Origin of the sequence: Methylobacterium sp. J-072 (genome assembly GCF_022829425.1) — a bacterium.
GTDB lineage: Bacteria > Pseudomonadota > Alphaproteobacteria > Rhizobiales > Beijerinckiaceae > Methylobacterium.
The window spans coordinates 1-21,960 of record NZ_JAKSYK010000184.1; the positions used below are offsets into that span (position 1 = coordinate 1).

Annotated in this window: 20 protein-coding genes; 15 read left to right on the top strand and 5 right to left on the bottom strand. The window is 69.3% G+C overall.

Going from position 1 to position 21,960, the window contains the following annotated elements; genetic code table 11:
- Window positions 1–286 precede the first annotated feature (286 nt).
- Window positions 287–1,417 carry an FAD-binding domain-containing protein gene (locus MKK67_RS23090; RefSeq protein WP_243969866.1) on the bottom strand — a complete coding sequence of 377 codons (1,131 nt, stop codon included), beginning with the start codon at window positions 1,415–1,417 and terminating at the stop codon, window positions 287–289.
- A 284-nt stretch (window positions 1,418–1,701) separates the two neighbouring features.
- Between MKK67_RS23090 and MKK67_RS23095 the strand changes: the two genes are divergently transcribed.
- From MKK67_RS23095 to MKK67_RS23105, 3 genes are all read left to right on the top strand, one after another.
- Entirely contained in the window at window positions 1,702–2,793 is a 1,092-nt protein-coding gene (locus tag MKK67_RS23095) for an alkene reductase (RefSeq protein WP_243969869.1), read from the top strand.
- Window positions 2,794–2,963: 170 nt separating this feature from the next.
- Complete coding sequence (locus MKK67_RS23100) at window positions 2,964–4,877, top strand: PAS domain S-box protein (protein WP_243969871.1); 1,914 nt, start codon at window positions 2,964–2,966, stop codon at window positions 4,875–4,877.
- A 1-nt stretch (window position 4,878) separates the two neighbouring features.
- Window positions 4,879–5,607, top strand: a complete 729-nt coding sequence (locus tag MKK67_RS23105; protein ID WP_243969873.1) for an HAD hydrolase-like protein — start codon at window positions 4,879–4,881, stop codon at window positions 5,605–5,607.
- Window positions 5,608–5,757: 150 nt separating this feature from the next.
- Here the strand turns inward: MKK67_RS23105 and MKK67_RS23110 are convergent, their stop codons facing one another.
- Window positions 5,758–6,255, bottom strand: coding sequence for an outer membrane protein assembly factor BamE (locus MKK67_RS23110; protein WP_243969876.1), 498 nt, complete (start codon window positions 6,253–6,255; stop codon window positions 5,758–5,760).
- 614 nt (window positions 6,256–6,869) lie between these two features.
- On the opposite strand from MKK67_RS23110, the gene MKK67_RS23115 reads away from it, so the two are divergent.
- From MKK67_RS23115 to MKK67_RS23170, 12 genes are all read left to right on the top strand, one after another.
- The gene (locus MKK67_RS23115) at window positions 6,870–7,427 is read left to right on the top strand and encodes a ubiquinol-cytochrome C chaperone family protein (RefSeq protein ID WP_243969878.1); all 558 of its coding nucleotides are present in this window, start codon (window positions 6,870–6,872) and stop codon (window positions 7,425–7,427) included.
- Entirely contained in the window at window positions 7,424–7,939 is a 516-nt protein-coding gene (locus MKK67_RS23120) for a YceD family protein (protein ID WP_243969880.1), read from the top strand. Before MKK67_RS23115 ends, MKK67_RS23120 begins: the two co-directional genes overlap by 4 nt.
- Window positions 7,940–8,333: 394 nt before the next feature.
- The gene (gene plsX, locus MKK67_RS23125; protein ID WP_243969882.1) at window positions 8,334–9,368 is read left to right on the top strand and encodes a phosphate acyltransferase PlsX; all 1,035 of its coding nucleotides are present in this window, start codon (window positions 8,334–8,336) and stop codon (window positions 9,366–9,368) included.
- A 377-nt stretch (window positions 9,369–9,745) separates the two neighbouring features.
- Window positions 9,746–10,738: a beta-ketoacyl-ACP synthase III gene (locus MKK67_RS23130; RefSeq protein WP_243969884.1), complete on the top strand. Its 993-nt coding sequence runs from the start codon at window positions 9,746–9,748 to the stop codon at window positions 10,736–10,738.
- 113 nt (window positions 10,739–10,851) lie between these two features.
- The gene (locus MKK67_RS23135) at window positions 10,852–11,223 is read left to right on the top strand and encodes an integration host factor subunit alpha (protein WP_279594519.1); all 372 of its coding nucleotides are present in this window, start codon (window positions 10,852–10,854) and stop codon (window positions 11,221–11,223) included.
- A 411-nt stretch (window positions 11,224–11,634) separates the two neighbouring features.
- Window positions 11,635–12,108 (top strand): MerR family transcriptional regulator, encoded by a 474-nt coding sequence (locus MKK67_RS23140; RefSeq protein WP_243969886.1) that lies wholly within the window; start codon window positions 11,635–11,637, stop codon window positions 12,106–12,108.
- A 96-nt stretch (window positions 12,109–12,204) separates the two neighbouring features.
- Window positions 12,205–12,624 (top strand): hypothetical protein, encoded by a 420-nt coding sequence (locus MKK67_RS23145; protein ID WP_243970007.1) that lies wholly within the window; start codon window positions 12,205–12,207, stop codon window positions 12,622–12,624.
- 171 nt (window positions 12,625–12,795) lie between these two features.
- Window positions 12,796–13,251: an Ig-like domain-containing protein gene (locus MKK67_RS23150; RefSeq protein WP_243969888.1), complete on the top strand. Its 456-nt coding sequence runs from the start codon at window positions 12,796–12,798 to the stop codon at window positions 13,249–13,251.
- A 228-nt stretch (window positions 13,252–13,479) separates the two neighbouring features.
- Window positions 13,480–15,432, top strand: a complete 1,953-nt coding sequence (locus MKK67_RS23155) for a PrkA family serine protein kinase (RefSeq protein ID WP_243969891.1) — start codon at window positions 13,480–13,482, stop codon at window positions 15,430–15,432.
- A gap of 256 nt (window positions 15,433–15,688) precedes the next feature.
- On the top strand, window positions 15,689–16,990 hold the full coding sequence (locus MKK67_RS23160) for a YeaH/YhbH family protein (RefSeq protein ID WP_243969893.1): 1,302 nt from the start codon (window positions 15,689–15,691) through the stop codon (window positions 16,988–16,990).
- A 138-nt stretch (window positions 16,991–17,128) separates the two neighbouring features.
- Entirely contained in the window at window positions 17,129–18,706 is a 1,578-nt protein-coding gene (locus tag MKK67_RS23165; RefSeq protein ID WP_243969895.1) for a SpoVR family protein, read from the top strand.
- A gap of 213 nt (window positions 18,707–18,919) precedes the next feature.
- Window positions 18,920–19,348 (top strand): PaaI family thioesterase, encoded by a 429-nt coding sequence (locus MKK67_RS23170; protein WP_243969897.1) that lies wholly within the window; start codon window positions 18,920–18,922, stop codon window positions 19,346–19,348.
- A gap of 263 nt (window positions 19,349–19,611) precedes the next feature.
- On the opposite strand, the gene MKK67_RS23175 is transcribed toward MKK67_RS23170, so the two are convergent.
- Genes MKK67_RS23175 through nrdR form a run of 3 tightly spaced genes read right to left on the bottom strand, consistent with a single transcriptional unit; the run spans window position 19,612 to window position 21,890 of the window.
- Window positions 19,612–20,238 carry a riboflavin synthase gene (locus MKK67_RS23175; protein ID WP_243969899.1) on the bottom strand — a complete coding sequence of 209 codons (627 nt, stop codon included), beginning with the start codon at window positions 20,236–20,238 and terminating at the stop codon, window positions 19,612–19,614.
- Between the two features lie 3 nt (window positions 20,239–20,241).
- On the bottom strand, window positions 20,242–21,351 hold the full coding sequence (ribD, locus tag MKK67_RS23180) for a bifunctional diaminohydroxyphosphoribosylaminopyrimidine deaminase/5-amino-6-(5-phosphoribosylamino)uracil reductase RibD (protein WP_243969901.1): 1,110 nt from the start codon (window positions 21,349–21,351) through the stop codon (window positions 20,242–20,244).
- A complete protein-coding gene (nrdR, locus tag MKK67_RS23185; RefSeq protein WP_243969904.1) occupies window positions 21,348–21,890 on the bottom strand; it encodes a transcriptional regulator NrdR in 543 nt (180 codons plus the stop codon). The genes ribD and nrdR overlap by 4 nt, the downstream gene beginning before the upstream one ends.
- Window positions 21,891–21,960: the final 70 nt, after the last annotated feature.

The following is a 21,960-nucleotide window of genomic DNA, read 5'->3' on the forward strand; positions in this document are numbered from 1 at the left end:
CACAGGTTGCAGTTGCAGCATGATTGCTCCCACCGGACGGTCCTACGCGAACTATCCCTACCCACCACGTCCTCTGTCCACCTCTGAGGTGAAGTTGCCGGACGGCCGCCGAATGGCTGCTTAAGGGAAGCGCCCATGGAAACTTGAGCGGCCGGGTTGGGTCGTAAGCAGCCACCCTAAGCGCAAGCTGATGGGTTCAGACCCCAGGATGGGCGCAAAGCAGGTCTGTCGTATCGGTCCGCCCGGCGCCCCTATCCTTCCTGGCCACGACGCCCCCCCTCGACGATCAATGCGGCCGCAGCTGCGGGATGGCCTTCTTCACCCGGGCATAGCCGCGGGTGGCCAGCGGCCAGGCGACTTCGTCCCAGGGCCGCCGGACGCGCAGGCACGCGTCCGGGAGGGCATCCGCCGACGGGCCGACCGGGGCCCAGGCCGTGACGACCGGATGGGCGTCGGACCAATCCGGGGCGACCGGTCCCGCCGGACAGCCGAAATGCGCCGCCGCGCGCGCCAGGGCATCGGCCATCGCCGCTGAATCGGCCGCCCGGACCCTGTCTGACGCGCCGGGGGCGTGGGCGATGAGGCCCGCGACCCGGACCACTCGGGCGTCGCCCAACGGCAGGCTCTCCGGGTGCAGGTCGTCGAGATGCAGCAGCAGGGCGACCGCGCCGGCCGGCGCCGCGTCGGCCCGCGGCAGCGCGACCTCGCGCGGCGGGTTCGATTCGTCGAGGGAATCCGGATACTCGTTGAGCCCGGCGGGATCGAACCGGCCCTCCGTGTAGCGCCGGATGTTTTCGGCGCGGGCGACGTAATGCTTGCCCCGCGTGTGCAGGCCCGCCACCCAGCGCCAGGACAGGGTGTTGCTCGCCGGGTCGCCATCGACGAGGTGGCGCAGGAAGAAGTCGGCGCCGAGCGCCCAGGGCAGGCGCAGGGTGAAGATCCAGATCGAGGCGAACCACATCCGGGCATGGTTGTGCAGCCAGCCGGTCTCGACCAGCTCGCGCACCCAATCGTCGAAACCGTCGATGCCGGTCCGGCCCTCGACCGCGCGCGCGTAGGTCCGGTGCAGCCCGGGCTCGGCGGCGAGCCGCGCGCGGTCCGCCGCGGCCAGGGCCAGAAAGTCCGTCCAGGCGACCGGATGGGTCTCCAGATGGCCCTTGAAGTAGGTCCGCCAGAACACCTCGGAGACGAATTTCTCGGCGCCGCCGTCGCCGAAGGCGCTGTCGGCCGCGGCCACCACCTCGGCTTCGGTGATCAGGCGCCGGCGCAGATAGGGCGATAGCGCCGAGGTGGTCGGCCGCGCCTGCACGCCGCGGTCGGTATTGCGCGAGGCGGCGTAATCGGCACCGGCCTCCGCGAGGAAGGCGGAGAGACGGTCGAGCCCGGCATCCCGGGTCATGGGGAAGATGCGATCCATGCCGCTGAGCTAGCGCAGGCAATCGCGGGCGCGGCTGCGACCCATTCCCTGCCCGGCGGCGACATGGCCTGTCGCGCCTCCGACTTTCGGCGTTGCGCCCCCGCTGACCAACCAGGAACGCTCGCTGATTCCAAAAACCCCAGGATGATCCCACGCCCCTGGGACGTGCGCTCGCGCACGGACCGATCCCCCATGTTGCGCTGCACCCTGGCATCACCGCGCCGCAACGCCACCTCGGCGTCTGACACACGGAGGCGGCGCCGCCGCACCAGCACGAGGTTTCCATGCCGTCCCTGCTAGACCCGATCCGCATCGGTGCCATCGAGGCGAAGAACCGGATCTTCATGGCTCCGCTCACCCGCGGCCGCGCCACCCGCGAGCACGTGCCGACGCCGATCATGGCCGAGTACTACGCCCAGCGCGCCGGCGCCGGGCTGATCCTCACCGAGGCCACAGGCATCTCCCAGGAGGGACTGGGCTGGCCGTACGCGCCGGGCATCTGGTCCGACGCCCAGGTCGATGCCTGGCGGCCGATCGTGAAGGCCGTGCACGATCGCGGCGGCAAGATCGTCTGCCAGATCTGGCATATGGGCCGGCTGGTCCATCCCGACTTCCTGGGCGGCGAGAAGCCGGTCTCGGCCTCGCCCATCACGGCCCCGGACCAGGCGCACACCTATTCCGGCAAGAAGCCCTACGCCGAGCCGCGCGCGCTGGAGGTCGCCGAGATCCCGCGGCTGCTCGCCGATTACGAGCGCGCCACCGCCAACGCCATCGCGGCCGGGTTCGACGGAGTGCAGATCCACGCCGCGAACGGCTACCTGATCGACGAGTTCCTGCGTGACGGCACCAACCACCGCACCGACTCGTATGGCGGCTCGATCGCCAACCGCGTGCGGTTGCTGCGCGAGGTGACCGACGCGGTCGCCGGCGTCGCCGGGCCGGAGCGCACCGGGGTGCGCCTGTCGCCGAACGGTGAAATCCAGGGCTGCAACGATTCGGATCCGGAGGCCCTGTTCGTGGCGGCTGCCCAGGCGCTCGCCGACAGCGGCATCGCCTTCCTGGAGATGCGCGAGCCCGGCCCGGACGGCACCTTCGGCAAGGCCGACCACCCGCCGATCGCCCCGGCGATGCGCAAGGTGTTCCGCAACCCGCTGATCCTCAACGCCGATTACGACGGTGTGAGCGGCCAGAAGGTGCTGGATGCCGGGCAGGCCGACGCGATCGCGTTCGGCCGGACCTTCATCGCCAACCCGGACCTGGTCGAGCGGATCGCCAAGGGCGCAACCCTGGCCAAGGACGAGGCCGCGACCTGGTACAGCCAGGGGCCGAAGGGCTACACCGACTATCCGACGCTGGACGAGGCCCGGGCGGCCTGATCGCCGGCTTCAACGCGGTGCCGGGGCCTGCGCGACGGGCCCCGGCACTCTGGAAATCGCATGCGGACTGTGCGGCCACTCGTCCTGCACCGTCACCAAGGACGCGAAAACCTTAATCCGCGGTCGTGCCTAGGCATCCAGCCGATCTGCGCCTATTTGAGCGCAAGACCATGGATGTGCCGCCCCCCCACTCACGCGCGGATCTCGAACCGACCGACCGGCGCTGGAGCAGAGCGGACCGGCTCGCGGAACTGCACGACCTCGCGATCCTCGATAGCGCGCCCGAGCCGCTCTACGACGATCTCGTCCGCATCGCCGCCCATGTCTGCCGGGCGCCGGTGGCCCTGGTCAGCCTGGTCGATGCCGAGCGGCAATGGTTCAAGTCGGAATTCGGCCTCGGCCAGCGCGAATTGCCGATCAACTGCTCGGTCTGCGCCCACACGATCGAGGCCGGCGAAAGCCTGATCATCCCCGATCTCGCCGACGACCCGCGGACCATCGACAACCCGCTGGTGACCGGCGGGCCGGGTTTCCGGTTCTACGCCGGGGCGGTGATCCGCGGCTCGCAGGGTATCCCGCTCGGAGCGCTCTGCGTCCTCGACCGGGTGACGCGGCCGGAAGGCCTCGATGCCGATCAGAAAGCCACGCTGACCGCCCTGGCGCGCCAGATCTCGACCCTGCTCGAAACACGCCGGACCCATGCCCAGGTGGCCGCCCGGGAGGCCGAGCTCGCCGCCAGCGAGCGTCGCTTCCGGGTGATGACCGCGGCGATGCCCCAGATGGTCTGGACCACCCTGCCGGACGGGTTCCACGACTATTACAACGACCGCTGGTACGAATTCACCGGCATGCCCTATGGCTCCACCGACGGCGAGGGCTGGAACGGCGTGTTCCACCCGGCCGACCAGGAGCGGGCCTGGACGCGCTGGCGCCATTCGCTCGCCACCGGCGAGCCCTACGAGATCGAGTACCGCCTGCGCCACCGCGACGGAAGCTACCGGTGGACGCTGGGCCGGGCCATGCCGATCCGCGACGCGGAGGGGCGGATCGAGCGCTGGTTCGGCACCTGCACCGATATCGACGACCTGAAGCGGGCCGAGGACGAGGCGCGCAAGCTCGCCGCCATCGTCGAGACCTCCAAGGACTTCATCGGCCTCTGCACCCTGGACGGGGCCGTCACCCATCTCAACGAGGCCGCCCTGGCGCTGGTCGGGCTGCCCGACCTCGCCGCCGCCCGCCGGCACCGGATGGAGGATTTTTTCTGCGCGGATAGCCGCCGGGTGCTCGCAGAGACCGTGATGCCGGCCGTGCAGCGTTCCGGCTATTGGGAGGGCGAGCTCGCCGTCCGGCATTTCGGCACCGGCGAGCCGGTGGCGGTGCTGTACAACATCTTCCCGGTGCGCGACCCGACCGGCGCCGAGATCGGCTACGCCACCGTCACCCGGGACCTGCGCGAGGCCAAGCGCGCCGAGGAGGCCCGCGACCTGCTGATCCGCGAGCTGTCCCACCGGATCAAGAACATCTTTGCCGTGGTCGGCGGGCTGGCGGCGCTCACGGCCCGCAGCGACCCGGCGGCCAAGCCGTTCGCAGCGGCGTTCCGGGAACGGCTCGGCGCCCTCGCCCGGGCGCACGAATATGTCCGCCCGCATTCCCCCGACAGCGCCCCCGAGGTCGAGGGCCAGACGGTCCTCGGACTGATGCGCCTGATCATGGCCGCCTACGAGGAGGGCGGCCGGGCTCGCGTCGCGATCTCCGGCGACGATGCCGCGATCGGCGAGCGCACCGCCACGGCGCTCGCGCTGATCATGCACGAGCAGGCCACCAACGCGATGAAGTATGGCGGGCTGTCGACCAAGGAAGGCGGCGTCACCCTGAGCGGGCTGCGCGACGGCGAGCGCTACACCCTCACCTGGGCGGAGGCCGGCGGCCCCCCGGTGACAGCGAAGCCCTCGCGCAAGGGATTCGGGACGGTGCTCGCCGAGCGCAGCGTCGCCGGCCAGCTCGACGGCGTGCTGGAGCACGAGTGGGCGCCGGGCGGCCTGCTGATGCGGCTCAGCGTGCCGCTGGCCAACCTCCGGCACTGAGATGGCGCGCAGCCCCGGCGGGGCCGGGCCCGCGCTCGTCGTGCTCGATTTCGACGGCACGCTCGCCGACAGCTTCGACTGGTTCTGCTCGGTCCTGAACGGCGTCGCCGACCGCTATCGCTTCCGCCGGGTCGAGCCCCACGAGGTCGAGGGGCTGCGGCTGCAGGGCGCGCGGGCGATCGTGGCCCATCTCGGCATCCCCCGCTGGAAGCTGCCGTTCATCGCCCGCCACATGCACGCGCTGGCGGCGCGCGACGCGGACCGGATCGCGCTGTTTCCTGGCGTGCCGGCGATGCTGGCTGGGCTCAACGAAGCGGGGGTGCCGCTGGCGATCCTTTCGTCGAATCGCGCCGACACGGTCCGCCGGGTGCTCGGGCTGGAGAATGCGGCGCGCATCGACGCCTATGCCTGCGGCGCTTCGCTGTTCGGCAAGGCGCGGCGGTTGCGGGCCCTGCTGGCCCGGCAGGGCGTCCCCCCGGAGCGGGCCCTGTGCATCGGCGACGAGGTCCGGGATCTCGAGGCGGCGCGGGCGCTCGGCTGCCCGTTCGGCGCAGTGGCCTGGGGCTATACCGATGCGCGGGCGCTGGCGGCGCTCGGCCCCGACTACCTGTTCGCCGCGCCGGATGAGATCACCCGGCTGGCGAATCGTCCCGAGCGGCGGCTGGCGGCCTCGGAAGGGCGGTCACCCGAGTCGCTCCGGACGACATCCCATCCAATCCCCTCATCCTGAGGGGCCCGCGTCAGCGGGCCTCGAAGGAGGGCTCCAGGGATCGCCGAGGCTTCTGGAGGGCTCCTTCGAGGGCGACGCTGCGCGTCGCCGCCTCAGGATGAGGTGGCGGATGGGATCGACCGGGTTTCCTTGGAAAGCCTCAGCGTCCGATCACAGGCCGCGGTTGGCGCCCGGGACGACGCTGGTGCCCTTGCCGGAGCCGAACGGCTCGTAGCGGGTCAGGCCGCGGAACAGCTGGCTGAGGAACGCGCGGTCGGCGCCGCTGGTCGGGGTGGTGCGCTCGATGAAGTCGAACACCTTGCCGTCCTGCAGGCCGTAGAGCGCCACCCGCTCGACCTTGAAGCCGGGGGTGAAGTAGACCGCCGTGACCTTCTGGTCCTCGACCTGCTCGCCCAGGAACATGATCGTCCGGCTGGTGTTCTGCGAGATGTAGTACCAGGACTTGTTGCCCACCGTGGAGACCGTCGACGGCGTGCCGAGGATCTGCAGCACCTGCTCGGGGCTCATGCCGGGCTTGATCGTGGCGAGTGCGGCCTGATCGACCTGGTAGCCGTGGCGCAACTCTTCGCTGACGCAGCCGGCGAGGCCGGAGCCCGCGAGGCCGAGCAGGCCGAGGCGCGCAAAGGACTGGACGAGACGGCGCCGCATCGGGCCCCCAGAGAGCGTGTTGACGGACGAGCGACGCAGGCCGCCGCCGGTCCATGTCTCCGACGGCGCTTGCGCCTTGGGCGTGGGTTGCCGTACCGCGGGGATATGGCTTTGACAAGGCAAGCTTGGCCACACGCGCCGGCCCAACGCACCCGCTTTCCCTCCCCCCTTTGCGGGCTACGATGTTCACACATCGGCTTCGGTCAGGCCCGACGCGCTCTCCTCCCCCTTGTGGGGAGGAGTTGGAGGTGGGGGTGGTTCAGAAGGCACCGCTGCGCCCCATCCGGCACCACCCCCACCCCTGACCCCTCCCCACAAGGGGGAGGGGAAACGCGCTGTGTTTCAGAGGCTTGCAACAGAACGGCCTCGATGTGTGAATCCGGTAGCCTTTGCGGGGGAGGGTGGCCCAATGGGCGCCCTCTGCGTCAGCAGGGGTCGGGAGAGGGGACCCCGGTTTCCGGAGGAGGCAGAGCAGGCGTGCGAGCCGGAGCTTCGATCTGCACCGTCGCTCCCCTCTCCCGACCCCCTCCGGGGGCCACCCTCCCCCGCAGAGGGGGGAGGGAGAGGCGCGTGTCGGCTTTGTTCTTGGCATTCTTCACGCCCGCGAGGCACCGATGATCGCCGGGCTGTTCCGGCGCGACAGCGCGCGACGCCGGGCCGTCGAGGCGTTGCACGCGGCCATCAGCGCGGCGGCGCGGCAGCCGGGCCTGTACACGCGGCTCGCCGTGCCCGACACCGTGGAGGGCCGGTTCGAGGCCCTGTGCCTGCACGTCATCCTGGTGCTGCGCCAGCTGAACCGGTTGCCGGCCCCGGCCGCCGACGTGGCGCAGGATCTGGTGAATTCGGTCTTCACCCAGCTCGACGCGGCTTTGCGCGAACTCGGCGTCGGCGATATGGGCGTCGGCAAGCGGATGAAAAAACTCGGCGCCGCCTTCTACGGACGGGCCACGGGCTACGATGCCGCCCTCGACGCCGGCGACGGCGCGGCCCTGGCCGTGGTGCTCGCCCGCAACGTGCTGGGCGGCGCGGGTGACGCGGCGGGCCTCGCCGCCTACGTGCTGGCCGCCGACGCGGCGCTGGCGGAAACCCATCTCGACGGGCTGCTCGCTGCCGGGCCGCCCTTTCCGGAGCCGGACGCGTTCGCGCCGGCCCCGACCGGAGACAGGACATGAGACACCGTACGGGTCCGGAGAGCGGACCGCTCTCGCGCTGGATCAACGTCGAGCGCCTGCCGCAGGGCCGGGGCGCCGTGACCGTCGAGGCGAGCCCGGCCGAGTGCACGGCGCTGGCCGCAGACTTCAAGATCCCCGCCATCCGCGATCTGGTCGGGCGGTTCGAGATTTCGGGTTCCACCAACCGGATGACCGTGACCGGCACGGTCGAGGCCGTGGTGACGCAGGTCTGCACGGTGAGCCTCGAGCCGTTCGAGGGGCCGGTCCGCGAGCCCGTGGAGGTGGTGTTCACCGATACCGATCAGCTCGCCGGCACCGATGCCGAGGATGTCGAGATCCCCGATCCGCTGATCGGCGGCCGGATCGATTTCGGCGCGCTCACGGCCGAGTTCCTGGCGCTCGGCCTCGACCCCTATCCGCGCAAGCCCGGCATCGCCTTCGAGCCGGTGGTGGCGGGCGAGGATGCGGGGCCTTTCGACGCGCTGCGCCGGTTGCGTGACGGGGAGGGGTGAGGCGGACCGGCCTGGTGCTGCGACGGGTCGGGTCGCTGGGCGTGATGGCAGGATTGAGCGGCAGGTTTCTGCTTAGGGATATCCAACCCACCCCCTCATCCTGAGGTGCCGGAGCGCAGCGGAGGCCTCGAAGGAGCCCTCCAGCCGGCCGCGCGATCCCTGGAGGGCTCCTTCGAGGCCCGCTGCGCGGGCACCTCAGGATGAGGGGGCTAATGGGATTACCCGGGTTCGAGCACCGCAGGGGATTCGCCCGCCCCGAAACAATTGCCTGACCCCGCCGGCCCGATTTCATTTGCCCGGCGGGCCGGTATCGCTATGGTCCGCCGCGCTTGGCGGCCGGCCCTCGCCCGTCCCGCCGTCCTCCTGTCCAGCTGAGACCGCGGCCCGCAACGATATGTCCCAACGCGTGTGCATCTCGCTCGACGCCATGGGTGGCGACCACGGGCCTTCGACCGTCGTGCCCGGCGCCGCCCTGGCCCGTGAGCGCCATCCCGACATGACCTTCCTGCTGTTCGGCGACGAGGCGGTGATCGCGCCGCTGGTCGCCAAGGAGCCGCGCCTCAAGGACTGCGTCGAGATCCGCCACACCACCGTGGCGGTCGCCATGGACGACAAGCCCAGCCAGGCGGTGCGCCAGGGACGGGGCAAGTCCTCGATGTGGCAGGCGATCCAGGCGGTGCGCGACGGCCAGGCCGATGCCTGCGTGTCGGCCGGCAACACCGGCGCCCTGATGGCGATGTCGAAGATCTGCCTGAAGACCATGTCGGGCATCGAGCGCCCGGCCATCGCCTGCCTGTGGCCGACCGTGCGCGGCGAGAGCGTCGTGCTCGATGTCGGCGCCACCATCGGCACCGATGCGGAGCACTTGGTCGAGATGGCCGTGATGGGCTCGGCTATGGCCCGGATCGTGTTCGACCTCGACAAGCCGACCGTCGGCCTGCTGAACGTCGGCACCGAGGAGATGAAGGGCAACGAGGCGGTCAAGGAGGCCGCCCGGCTGCTGCGCGAGATGGACAGCCCGCGCCTGACCTATCACGGCTTCGTCGAGGGCACGGATCTCGGACGCGGCACCGTCGACGTGGTGGTGACCGAAGGTTTCACGGGAAACATCGCGCTCAAGACCGCCGAGGGCACCGCCAAGCAGATCGGCTCCTATCTCCGCTCGGCCATGACCCGGACCCTGTCGGCTAAGATCGGCGCGCTGTTCGCCCGCCAGGCGTTCAAGGCCCTGAAGGACAAGATGAACCCGAGCCGCGCCAATGGCGGCGTGTTCCTCGGCCTGGAGGGCATCGTCATCAAGAGCCATGGCTCGGAGAACGCGCAGGGCTTCGCCGCGGCGATCGACCTGGCCCACGACATGGCCCGCCACGACATGATCCGCACGATCCGCGAGATGCTCGACCAGACGGCAGTCCTGGCGCCAGCGTGAGGGTCCGTAGACGGACGGGATGGAAACGGGCCTCCTTCTCGCGCACGTGAGGGAGCGTCCGTTCAAAAGACGCACAGCGCCTTCACCGTCATTGCGAGCGCAGCGAAGCAACCCAGTGCAGCGGGCGATCCCCGAATGGGGCGTATCCCTCGGTTGCTTCGCTGCGCTCGCAATGACGGATTGGATCGTCGGTCGGCCGATCCGACCGGAAACCGACTGACACATGGGCGGACCCGCCATCCGGTCTGGGGCGTTCACACAACACACGGCGGCGTGCGCTCCTCCGGTCCGTAAGGGGACGGCGATTCGCGCAACATGTTCAAGACGTTGACGGCCCGTGGGGATGTCCAAGCCCCCCTCGTCCGGGAAGGAAAGCGATGTCAGCCCTCCGCACAGAGTCTCCGCAGGCGCTCCGCTCGGTGGTGGTCGGGACCGGATCGAGCCTGCCCGCGCGGGTGGTGACCAACGCCGCCCTGAGCGAGCGGGTCGAGACCTCGGACGAGTGGATCGTCCAGCGCACCGGCATCCGCCAGCGCCACATCGCCGATGCGAGCGAGACCACCTCGGTGCTGGGCACCCGGGCCGCCCAGGCCGCCCTCGACGATGCCGGCCTGACCGGCGCCGACATCGACCTCGTGATCTGCGCGACCTCGACCCCCGATCACACCTTCCCGGCCACCGCCACCCAGATCCAGGCGGCGCTCGGCATCCATCAGGGCGCGGCCTTCGACCTGCAGGCGGTCTGCGCCGGCTTCGTGTTCGCGGTCTCCACCGCCGACAAGTTTCTGACCACCGGCTCCGCCCGCCGGGCCCTGGTGATCGGCGCCGAGACGTTTTCGCGGATCCTCGACTGGGAGGACCGCACCACCTGCGTGCTGTTCGGCGACGGCGCCGGAGCGGTGGTGCTGGAGGCGCGGGCGGATGCCGGCGAGCGCGGCGTCCTCTGCGCCAGCCTGCGCTCGGACGGGCGGCACCGCGAGAAACTCTATGTCGATGGCGGCCCGGGCTCTACGGGAACCACCGGGCATCTGCGCATGGAGGGCCGCGAGGTGTTCCGCTTCGCGGTCGGGCAGGTGACCGACGTGATCGCCGACGCCTTCGCGCAGGCCGGACTCACGGCGGACGACCTCGACTGGTTCGTGCCCCACCAGGCCAACCGCCGGATCATCGAGGCCTCGGCCGACAAGCTCGGCATCGCCCGCGAGAAGATCGTGCTGACGGTCGACCGCCACGGCAACACCTCGGCCGCCTCGATTCCCCTGGCCCTCGATGTCGCCCGGCGGGACGGCCGCATCCAGCCCGGCGATCTGGTGATGATCGAGGCGATCGGCGGCGGCTTCAGCTGGGGCGCGGCGCTGATCCGCTGGTGACGGGCTGGACCGATTCCAGGCCTCCCCGCGGTTGACCGGGCGGCGGGCGCCGATTAGCGTGCCGGATCATAGGGATACACCTTCAGCTTGCTGTGCGGCCGAGTTCGCCGCGCCTGTGGGCTGCCGGAAGAGAAGAGCGGGCGAGGGGACACGGCATGGCAGGCAAGACGGTGACGCGCGCCGACTTGAGCGAGGCCGTCTACCACCAGGTGGGCCTGTCGCGGACCGAATCCGCCGCCCTGGTCGAGACCGTGCTGTCGGAGATCTGCGCCTGCCTGGCGGGGGGCGAGACGGTCAAGCTGTCCTCGTTCGGCTCCTTCGTGGTGCGCAGCAAGGGCAAGCGCGTCGGCCGCAACCCCAAGACCGGCGTCGAAGTGGCGATCGAGCCCCGCCAGGTGATGGTGTTCAAGCCGTCCAACGTGCTCAAGGCCAAGATCAACGGCCAGGCGATCAACGGGCTGGACAAGCACGACGAGGATGATTGAGCGGCCTGATAGAGGCCCCCCGCGACAGGGGGGACGCACTTTCCCTCACCCGCAGAAGCTATGCGCGAGACAGGTTTGAAGCGCAGGCGCTGTTGAAGGCTGCGAGGTGCCCCCTCTCCCGTGCGGGAGAGGGCTGGGGTGAGGGATCAGGTCTGTCCGGAGAGGTCACATCTCTCACCCTGTCCCTCTCCCGCACGGGAGAGGGGACCCGCGCCTTCTGCGCCCATGGCATGATCACGGCTACGGTCGAAACCTGTCTAGGCTGTAGCCCGCAGAGGAGGAGGGAGAAGCGTCGCGGGTCGGTCTGATCTCCCGCTAAGACGACAAACAAGCCTCCTCACGCCCGGTAAGGCTTGAGCCCGGCCGCGCAGACCGGCAAGATCAAAAATTCCCGCGCCACATCAGACAGCCATGCCCCCAGCCCTCGCCGCCGACCTGTCGCTCGAACCGATGGCTGAGAAGAGCGCCGGTGCCTTTCGTACGATCAGCGAGGTCGCCGACGAGCTCGACGTGCCCCAGCACGTCCTGCGGTTCTGGGAGACCCGATTCGGCCAGATCCGCCCGGTGAAGCGGGCCGGCGGCCGGCGCTATTACCGGCCCCAGGATGTCGAGCTCGTCGCCGGCATCCGGCAGCTCCTCTACGTGCAGCGCTACACCATCGCGGGGGCGCAGCGGGTGCTCAAGGAGAACGGCATCCGCTTCGTCCAGGCCGTGGGCCGCGGCGAGGCCAAGGCCGCCGAGCCGCTGATCCAGGAGGTCGAGGGCGCGACCGCGCTCCGGGCCGACACGCCCGACCGGGCGGCGCTCATGGGCGTGCTGGAGGATCTGCACGCCTGCCGCACCCTGCTCGACGCCCTGCGCAGGCCCTACGACCGGGACGTGTGACGGCCGTCGCGGCCCTCGCTCTGCGCGAAAAGCGCGATGCGCACGCAACTTGCGGATCTGGCGAACTTTCCTGCCGGAACCCGCGTTGTCGCCCGCATGGCCGCGTCCAAACCCAAGCTGTCACCCAGCCAGGAACTGATGGCCCGCCTCATGCGGATCGTCCGTTCCTGCCCGGACGCGGCCTCGGAAGTCCTCGAACTGATGTTCCTGGTCAGCCAGATCGAGGCCGCCACCACGATCGATCGAGAATACCGGGACGCCAAGCGGGTGATCAGCCGCCTGCGCAATCCCCTGTGGGAGATGGGTCCGCCCGACCGGGAGAAGCTGCTGACCGCCGCCGAAACGATCCGCCGCGTCTGCCGCCTGCCCGAGGACCAGATTCCCCCGGTGCCGATCGCTGATGCCGGGGAGCGCGCCCGGGTCGAGGCCCGGCTCGCCGCAGCGCTCGCCGGCGAGTTCGACGCCGCCCAGATCGCCCGGGTCACGGGCGTCGTGGCCGCCGTGCTGCAGGAATAGGATCGGTTCCGGAAAAGATTCGGCGCACCGCCTCTGTCCGGGACGGGACATCGCTCCCAAAACCCTCGACGGCCGCGTCGGGCGTCACCACATGCGGTTCAACCGATGGAAGGGGCGCCCGGGTATGAGCCCGGAATCCGGCCCCGGATCGGTACCGGAGAGACGCCGCCCATGACCGCCCTTCGTCCGCTCGCCGCGCTGCTCGCAGGGGGCCTGATCCTCGCCGGACCGGCCCAGGTCCCGGCCTTTGCCCAGACCACGGTGACGCGCTCCAAGACGGTCGCCCCCGGCAAGACCGTGCGGCTGGAGATCGCCCCGAATCTCAAAAAGGACTGCACCCCCGGCCCGATGCCGGAATTCAAGGTTTCCGGCGCGCCCAAGAACGGCTCGGTGATCACCAAGGTCGGCAAGCTGAAGACGCCGGCGAGCTATCGCTGCCCCAACAAGGAGGCCGCGGTGCAGGCTTTGTTCTACCAGCCCAACAATGGCTTCACCGGCGCCGACGAGGTGACCTTCGAGGTCAAGGGCGCCGACGGGCAAGTGCAGACCCAGAACATCAAGATCACCGTCGGGGCGGCGGGTTCAAAATCCGGGGACGATGCCAAGAAAGAAGGCACGGATCTCTAAGTAGAGGCAGGAAACCCTGGCGCGTGCATAGTTTTTCATCCTAAATTGCGCGCACGAAGGAGACCGAAATCAACGTTGAACCTGGTTGAGGCCGCGTTTTGGCCAGACGAGTGTTGCAAGCAATCGACAGGCCGGCGGCGCGTTCGCCGCGCTGCGACAAAAGCGGGCCTGTCGGTTGCATCCGAGCCGAGACAGGATGAAGCTGTCAGGGTCTGAGAGGGTTATCGAATGTCGATGCATGCGACGAACGACCTTTTCCAGAGCTTCGCCCGAGGGTACGAGGCCCGCCGCGATACGGAGATGACACTCTCCGAGTATCTCGAGGCCTGCCGCGACGAGCCGCTGATGTATGCCACGGCTGCCGAGCGCATCCTGGCGGCCATCGGCGAGCCGGAATTCGTGGACACCGCCAAGGATTCCCGCCTCGGCCGGATGTTCATGAACCGGACGATCCGGACCTACCCGGCGTTCCGCGAATTCTACGGCATGGAGGAGACGATCGAGCGGATCGTGTCGTTCTTCCGCCATGCCGCGCAGGGGTTGGAGGAGCGCAAGCAGATCCTCTACCTGCTGGGCCCGGTGGGCGGCGGCAAGTCGTCGCTGGCCGAGCGGCTCAAGCTGCTGATGGAGGTCCACCCAATCTACGTGCTCAAGGCCGGGGACGAGGTCTCGCCGGTGTTCGAGAGCCCGCTCGGCCTGTTCGACCCCGACACGATGGGCGAGGAGATCCAGAAGCGCTACGGCGTGCCGCGCCGCCGGCTCACCGGGTTGATGAGCCCCTGGGCGCTCAAGCGCCTGGACGAGTTCAACGGCGACATCTCGCGCTTCAAGGTGATCAAGGTCCGGCCGTCGCGGCTGCGGCAGATCGGCATCGCCAAGACCGAGCCGGGCGACGAGAACAACCAGGACATCTCCTCGCTGGTCGGCAAGGTCGACATCCGCCGGCTGGAGACCCTGTCCCAGGCCGATCCCGATGCCTACTCCTACTCGGGCGGCCTGAACCGGGCGAACCAGGGCGTTCTCGAATTCGTCGAGATGTTCAAGGCGCCGATCAAGATGCTCCACCCGCTGCTCACCGCGACGCAGGAGGGCAACTACGTCGGCACCGAGAATATCGGCGCGATCCCGTTCACCGGGGTGATCCTGGCCCACTCGAACGAGTCCGAGTGGCAGACCTTCAAGACCAACAAGAACAACGAGGCCTTCATCGATCGCATCTACGTGATCAAGGTCCCGTACTGCCTCCGGGTGACGGAGGAGCAGCACATCTACGAGAAGCTGATCTCGGGCTCCGAACTCTCGGACGCGGCCTGCGCCCCCGGCACGCTCGAGATGCTGGCCCGGTTCTCGGTTCTGTCGCGCCTGCGCGAGCACGCGAATTCCAACGCCTTCTCGAAGATGCGGGTCTATGACGGCGAATCGCTCCGCGAGGTCGATCCGCGCGCCCGCTCCATGCAGGAATACAAGGACGCCGCCGGGGTCGACGAGGGCATGGACGGGATCTCGACCCGCTTCGCCTTCAAGGTGCTGGCCGCGACCTTCAACCACGACACCACCGAGGTCTCGGCCGACCCGGTGCACCTGATGTACGTGCTGGAGCAGTCGCTCCGCCGGGAGCAGCTGCCGCCCGAGACCGAGAAGAAGTACCTGGAATTCATCAAGACCGAGCTGGCCCCGCGCTACGCGGAGTTCATCGGCCACGAGATCCAGAAGGCCTATCTCGAATCGTATCACGATTACGGCCAGAACCTGTTCGACCGCTACATCGACTACGCCGATGCGTGGATCGAGGATCAGGACTTCAAGGACGCCGAGACCGGCCAGTTGCTGAACCGCGAGCTCCTCAATCAGGAGCTCACGAAAATCGAAAAACCTGCGGGGATCGCCAACCCGAAGGATTTCCGCAACGAGGTGGTCAAGTTCGCCCTGCGGTCGCGGGCCCAGCATGGCGGCCGCAACCCGAGCTGGACCAGCTACGAGAAGCTGCGCGAGGTGATCGAGCGGCGCATGTTCAGCCAGGTCGAGGAACTGCTGCCGGTGATCTCCTTCGGCTCGAAGAAGGACGGCGACACCGAGAAGAAGCACGGCGAGTTCGTCGAGCGCATGGTCGCCCGCGGCTACACCGAGCGGCAGGTCCGCCGCCTGGTGGAATGGTACATGCGGGTGAAGCAGGCCGGCTGAGGGACGAAGACTCCGCCCGGGGTCGAGCCCGGGCGGCCAAGTTTCGACCCTCCGCCGCCATAGTTTCGGACGACCGGCCGGCGAGGCTCGCAAGCATGATGTGGGAAAAGGGAAATCCGCTTTTCCGAACTCATCATCTGGGAGCGGCGCGTTAGACCAGACTGTGCGAAAGAGGGAAGCCTCTTTCGGAGGGCAGCATGGTATAACGGGAGGCTAGAACCGGCCGGAGCACGCGGGACGAGGGTTTTCGCAGCGTATGCACATCGTCGACCGACGCCTGAACCCGGGGGGCAAGAGCCTCCCCAACCGCCAGCGCTTCCTGCGGCGCGTGAAGGATGTTGCCCAGCGCGCCGTGCGCGAATCCGCCCGCGAGAAGGACATCAAGGATCTCGGCAAGGACGGCCGGGTGACCGTACCCGCCGACGGCGTGCGCGAGCCCCGGTTCTCCCGCCAGCCCGGCACCGGCCTGCAGGACCACATCCTGCCGGGCAACAAGACCTACGTGGAAGGCGACACGATCGAGCGCCCGCCGGGCGGCGGCGGAGGCCGCGGCTCCGGCGAGGGCGGGGAGGGCGGCGAGAACAGCGAGGACGCGTTCCGCTTCGTGCTCACCCGCGAGGAGTTTCTGGAACTGTTTCTGGAGGATCTGGAGCTTCCGGATCTCGCCAAGCGGCGGCTCGCGGTGGTCGACACGGAAGGGATGCGCCGGGCCGGCTACACGGTGACCGGCTCGCCGGCCAACCTCGCCCTGACCCGGACTTTGCGCAACTCGATGTCCCGGCGCATCGCCCTCAAGCGCCCGAAGCCCGAAGAGGTCGCGGCTTTGGAGGCGCAGCTCGCCGAGATGCGCGAATCGGATCCCGGCCGCCCTGACCTGGAGCAGGCGCTCCTGAAGCTCCGCGAGCGTGCCAAGCGCATCCCCTATGTCGACCCGATCGACCTGCGCTTCCGCCGGTTCGAGCCCTATCCGCGCCCGATCGCCCAGGCCGTGATGTTCTGCCTGATGGACGTGTCCGGCTCGATGACCGAGCACATGAAGGACCTCGCCAAGCGGTTCTACATCCTGCTGCACATCTTCCTGACCCGCCGCTACCGGCACGTCGAGATCGTGTTCATCCGCCACACCGACCGGGCCACCGAGGTAGACGAGGAGACCTTCTTCGGCTCCCGGGAGACCGGTGGCACGCTGGTGTCGTCGGCCCTGGTGGAGATGAAGCGGGTCATCGCCGAGCGCTACGACCCCAACGACTGGAACATCTACGCCGCCCAGGCCTCGGACGGCGACAACGTCTCCTCCGACGGGCCGACCTCGACGGAGCTGCTGCGCGCGCACATCCTGCCGGCGTGCCAGCACTTCGCCTATCTGGAGGTCGGCGACGAGAACGGCCCCCGGGCCGGGTTCGTGGAGCACCGCACCACCCTGTGGCGGACCTACGAGGCCATCGCCAAGGCCGGCGGCCCGATCGCGATGCGCAAGGTCAACCACCGCCGGGAGATCTACCCGGTCTTCCGCGAGCTGTTCGGCCGCAAGGACGCCCGGGCCGAGGCGGAGGCTTAGCGATTTCCCCTCCCCCTTGCGGGGAGGGGTAGGGGTGGGGGTCGTTCAGGATCGAGCGTCGTGGTCTCTTCTGCACCACCCCCACCCCCGGCCCCTCCCCGCAAGGGGGAGGGGAGACAGGTTGAGGAGTAGGGTTTCATGGTGACCAGCCTGAGCCGCCCGTCGAGCAAGTCGCCGATCTCCGGCGGCCAAAAACCCCTGTTCACCGGCAACGACTGGGATTTCGACACGATCCGGCGCATCCACGACGCCTGCGAGGCCATTGCCGGGCCGGAATTGGGGCTGTCCTGGTACCCGAACCAGATCGAGATCATCACGGCCGAGCAGATGCTCGACGCCTACGCGTCGATCGGCATGCCGCTGTTCTACAAGCACTGGTCGTTCGGCAAGCACTTCGCCCAGCACGAGGCCGGCTATCGGCGCGGCCTGATGGGGCTCGCCTACGAGATCGTCATCAACTCGGACCCGTGCATCTCCTACGTGATGGAGGAGAACACGGCGACGATGCAGACCCTGGTGATCGCGCACGCTGCCTTCGGTCATAACCACTTCTTCAAGAACAACTATCTGTTCCGGCAATGGACCGATGCCGAGGGCATCCTCGACTATCTGGACTTCGCCAAGGGCTTCATCACCCGCTGCGAGGAGCGCTACGGCCACCAGGCGGTGGAGCAGGTGCTCGACGCCGCCCACGCGCTGATGAGCCAGGGCGTCCACCGCTACCCGCGCAAGAAGCGGCCGGACCTCGCTTCCGAGCAGCGCCGCGAGCGCGAGCGGATCGAGCACGGCGAGCAGATCTACAACGACCTGTGGCGGACCTTGCCGCAGAAGACCGGCGCGGTGCGTCCGGACCTGGCGGCCGAGCGACGCAAGGCCCTGCTCGAACTGCCGCAGGAGAACATTCTTTATTTCCTGGAGAAGGTCGCGCCGCGGCTGCGCCCCTGGCAGCGCGAGATCCTGCGCATCGTCCGGCTGGTGGCCCAGTATTTCTACCCGCAGCGCCAGACCAAGGTGATGAACGAGGGCTGTGCGACCTACAGCCACTACCGGATCATGAATTCGCTCTCCGAGAAGGGGCTGATCACCGAGGCCGCCTATCTCGAATTCCTGCAATCGCACACCAACGTCATCCGGCAGCCGAACTACGACGACCGCTCCTATGGCGGCCACAACCCGTACGCGATCGGCTTCGCGATGATGCAGGACATCGCCCGCATCGTGGAGCAGCCGACGCAGGAGGACCGCGAGTGGTTCCCGGACATCGCCGGCACCGGTGACGCCATGGCGGTGCTGCGCGATTGCTGGGCGAATTACCGCGACGAGAGCTTCATCCAGCAGTTCCTGTCGCCGAAGCTGATGCGTGACCTGCGCCTGTTCCACGTGGTCGACGATCCCGAGGAGCCGGAACTGCGCGTCGAGGCGATCCACGACGAGCGCGGCTACCGCAAGATGCGCCGCTCCTTCGCCCGCCAGTACGACGTCGCCTGGCTCGATCCGGATATCGAGGTGGTGGACGTGGATCTCGAAGGCGACCGCCGCCTGATCCTGCACCACAAGGCGATCAACAAGATCACCTTGCAGAAGGACGACGCCAAGCGCGTGCTCCAGCACCTCGCCGACCTCTGGGGCTACGACGTGGTCCTCAAGGAAGTGGAGCCGGCAACCGGCACGGTGCTGGGGGAGATCAGCGCCAGCGCGCGGCCGATCTTTTTCTAGAGAGGATCCGGGAGGCCATCCTCCCACCTTCAACCTCATCCTGAGGTGCCCGGCGATCGAAGATCACCGGGCCTCGAAGGAGGGCTCCAGGGATCGCGCGGCCACTGGAGGGCTCCTTCGAGGGCTCCGCTGCGCTTCGCCACCTCAGGATGAGGTCGTGGATTGGATCAGCCGCGGATTGCCTCACCACCCCAACCCATGCTGCAACCAGGCATGAGCGCCCCGATCCTCACCCTCGAAGAAACAAAAAATTTCCTCGACCGGGAATTCCCGCAGATGCAGGCCGGCGGGCGGGCGTTTCATCTGGAGGCGGTCGGGCCGCTCTCGGCGCGGATGCGGATGGAGGGGCAGGAGCGCTTCCTGCGGCCCGGGGGCACGGTGTCGGGGCCGGCCATGATGGCGCTGGCGGATTACGTGCTCTACGCCGCGATCCTGGCCCAGATCGGCCCCGTCGCCCTGGCGGTGACCACGAGCCTGACCTTCAACTTCCTGCGCAAGCCCGCCCCCGGCGACCTGCTGGCGGAATGCCGGCTGCTCAAGCTCGGGCGGCGCCTGGCGGTGGGCGAGGTCGGGATCACAGTCCCGGGCAGCGACGATCTCGTCTGCCACGCCACCGGCACCTACGCGATTCCGCCGCGCTAGAGCAGGATGACGCTGCCTTGGCAGGGCAGTCGGCGGAGCGGACTCAAACGTCGGTCCGGTCCTGATCGACGCTCATCCAACCCTCATCCCTCATCCTGAGGTGGCGACGCGCAGCGGCGCCCTCGAAGGAGCCCTCCAGTTTGCTCGCGATCCCTGGAGGGCTCCTTCGAGGCTCGCTTCGCTCACACCTCAGGATGAGGGGTGTGGGCTGGATGAGCGCCGATCCAGATGAAGCCGGCCCCTGTCATGTACCGTGCCCGCGGTTAGGCGCTCGGCTGCGCCTCGGTGAGCCGGGCCGCGTAGCGGGCGATCAGGTCGACCTCCAGGTTCAGCCCGTCGCCGGCGCGCCGCTCGCCCCAGGTGGTGACCTGGAGGGTGTGGGGGATCAGCAGCACCGAGAAGACGTCGCCCGCGACGCTGTTCACCGTGAGCGAGGTGCCGTCGAGGCAGACCGAGCCCTTCTCGGCGATGAACCGCGACAGGTTTTGGGGTGCGCGCAGCGTGAAGCGGTCGCTCGGCCCCCAGGCGCCGGCGGTGACGCTCTCGCGCTCCAGGATCTCGGCGACGCCGTCGACATGGCCGGTGACGAGATGGCCGCCGAGCTCGTCGCCGATCTTCAGGGACCGCTCCAGGTTGATGCGCGCCCCCGCCACCCAGCGGCCGACCGTGGTCCGCGCCAGGGTCTCGGCGGCGGCGTCCACCGCGAAGACGCAGCCGCCCTCGGCCGGCTCCATCGAGACCGCCGTGAGGCACGGGCCCGAGCAGGCGATCGAGGCGCCCAGCGCGATGGTGGCCGGGTCGTAGGAGGCGCGGATCGTGATCCGGCGCAGGTCGCCCTCGCCCGCGATCGAGACGATGGTGCCGACATCGCTGACGAGACCGGTGAACATGTTTTACGACATCCTCTCGTAGGTGGCGGCCTTGTCGGGGCCGAGCTGCAGCCGCTCGGCCAGCCGGAATTTTTTCGGGTCTGCCAGCGCGCCGGTCAAATCCGGGCCGAGTGCCTTCAGGCCGCCCGTGGCGCCGAGTTCCGCCGGCCCGGTGACCAGCGTGCAGGCCTCGATCAGATCGGCCCGCGCGAGGGCATCGGCAAGGCGTGGGCCGCCCTCGGTGCACAGGCGCGTCAAACCGCGCTCCCCCAGATGCGCCAGCGCCGTCGGCAGGTCGACGCGACCGGCGACATCCGCCGGCAGGATGGCGATCTCGACGCCGAGCGCCTCCAGGGCCCGGCGGGCATGGGCCGGGGCGGAGCGGGTGGTCAGGACCAGCGTGGCGGTGTCGCGCGCGGTCCGGGCGAGCACGCTGGCGGGGGAGAGCATCAGCTGCGAATCGAGCACGATCCGCAGGGGCGAGCGGGCGCCGAGGCCCGGCAGCCGCACGGTCAGGGATGGGTCGTCGGCCCGGGCGGTGCCGATGCCGATCAGGATCGCGTCGGCATGCGCCCGCCAGAGATGCACCGCCCCGTCGGCCACCGGGCCGGTGATCCGCAGGCGCTCCGGGCCGGCGCTCGCGCAGAAGCCGTCGCGGGTGCGGGCGAGCTTGAGATGCACGGCCGGCCGGCCACGGGTCACCCGGGTGATGTGGCCGATATGGTCCCGGGCCGCCGCCTCTTGCATCAGGCCGGTCTCGACGGTGACGCCCCCCTGGCGCAGCAGCGCGTGGCCGCGCCCGGCCACCCGCGAATCTGGATCCTCGACGGCGCTGACCACCCGGGCGATCCCGGCGGCCAGGATCGCGTCGGTGCAGGGCGGCGTGCGACCGTGATGCGAGCACGGCTCCAGGGTGACGTAGAGGGTCGCGCCCCTTGCGGCCGCGCCGGCCTCGGCGAGGGCCAGGGGCTCGCCGTGCGGCCGGCCCCCCGGCGCCGTCGCCCCGGTTCCGAGGATCCGGCCGGTGCCGGGCTCGACCACGACGGCGCCGACCGACGGGTTCGGCCAGGTGGTGCCGAGCCCGCGCCGGCCGAGCGCCAGGGCGAGGCGCATGAAGCTGGCATCGTCGCTCATGAGCGGACGGCCCGGCGGCGGGGCGGTGCCTCGGGCTCTGGTTCCTCAGGGTCGGGCGACGAGTCCGCCTCGGCCCCCACGGCCAGCAGGCCGTCGCCCAGGGTGCCGAGCAGGTCCTCGAAATCCTTGGCTTCCCGAAAATTCTTGTAGACCGAGGCGAAGCGCACATAGGCGACGTCGTCGAGGCCCTTCAGCCCGGCCATCACCAATTCGCCGATCGCCTCGGAGGTCACCTCCGGCTCGCCGGCGCTCTCCAGCTGCCGGGTGATGCCGCTGACCAGCCGCTCGATTCGCTCCGGGTCGACGGCGCGCTTGCGCAGGGCCACGTCGATCGAGCGCTGGAGCTTGTCCCGGTCGAACGGCACGCGCTTGCCCGAGCGCTTCAGCACCACGACCTCGCGCAGCTGCACCCGCTCGAAGGTGGTGAAGCGGCCGGCGCAATCCGGGCAGACCCGGCGGCGCCGGATCGCGGCGCCGTCCTCGGAGGGCCGCGAATCCTTCACCTGCGTCTCGGAGCCGCCGCAATAGGGACACCGCATGGGATCTGAGCCGCCTCGTTTCAGGGTCTCGAAGACCCGCATCGGCTATCTGCCCCAGCCGCCTGCGGAT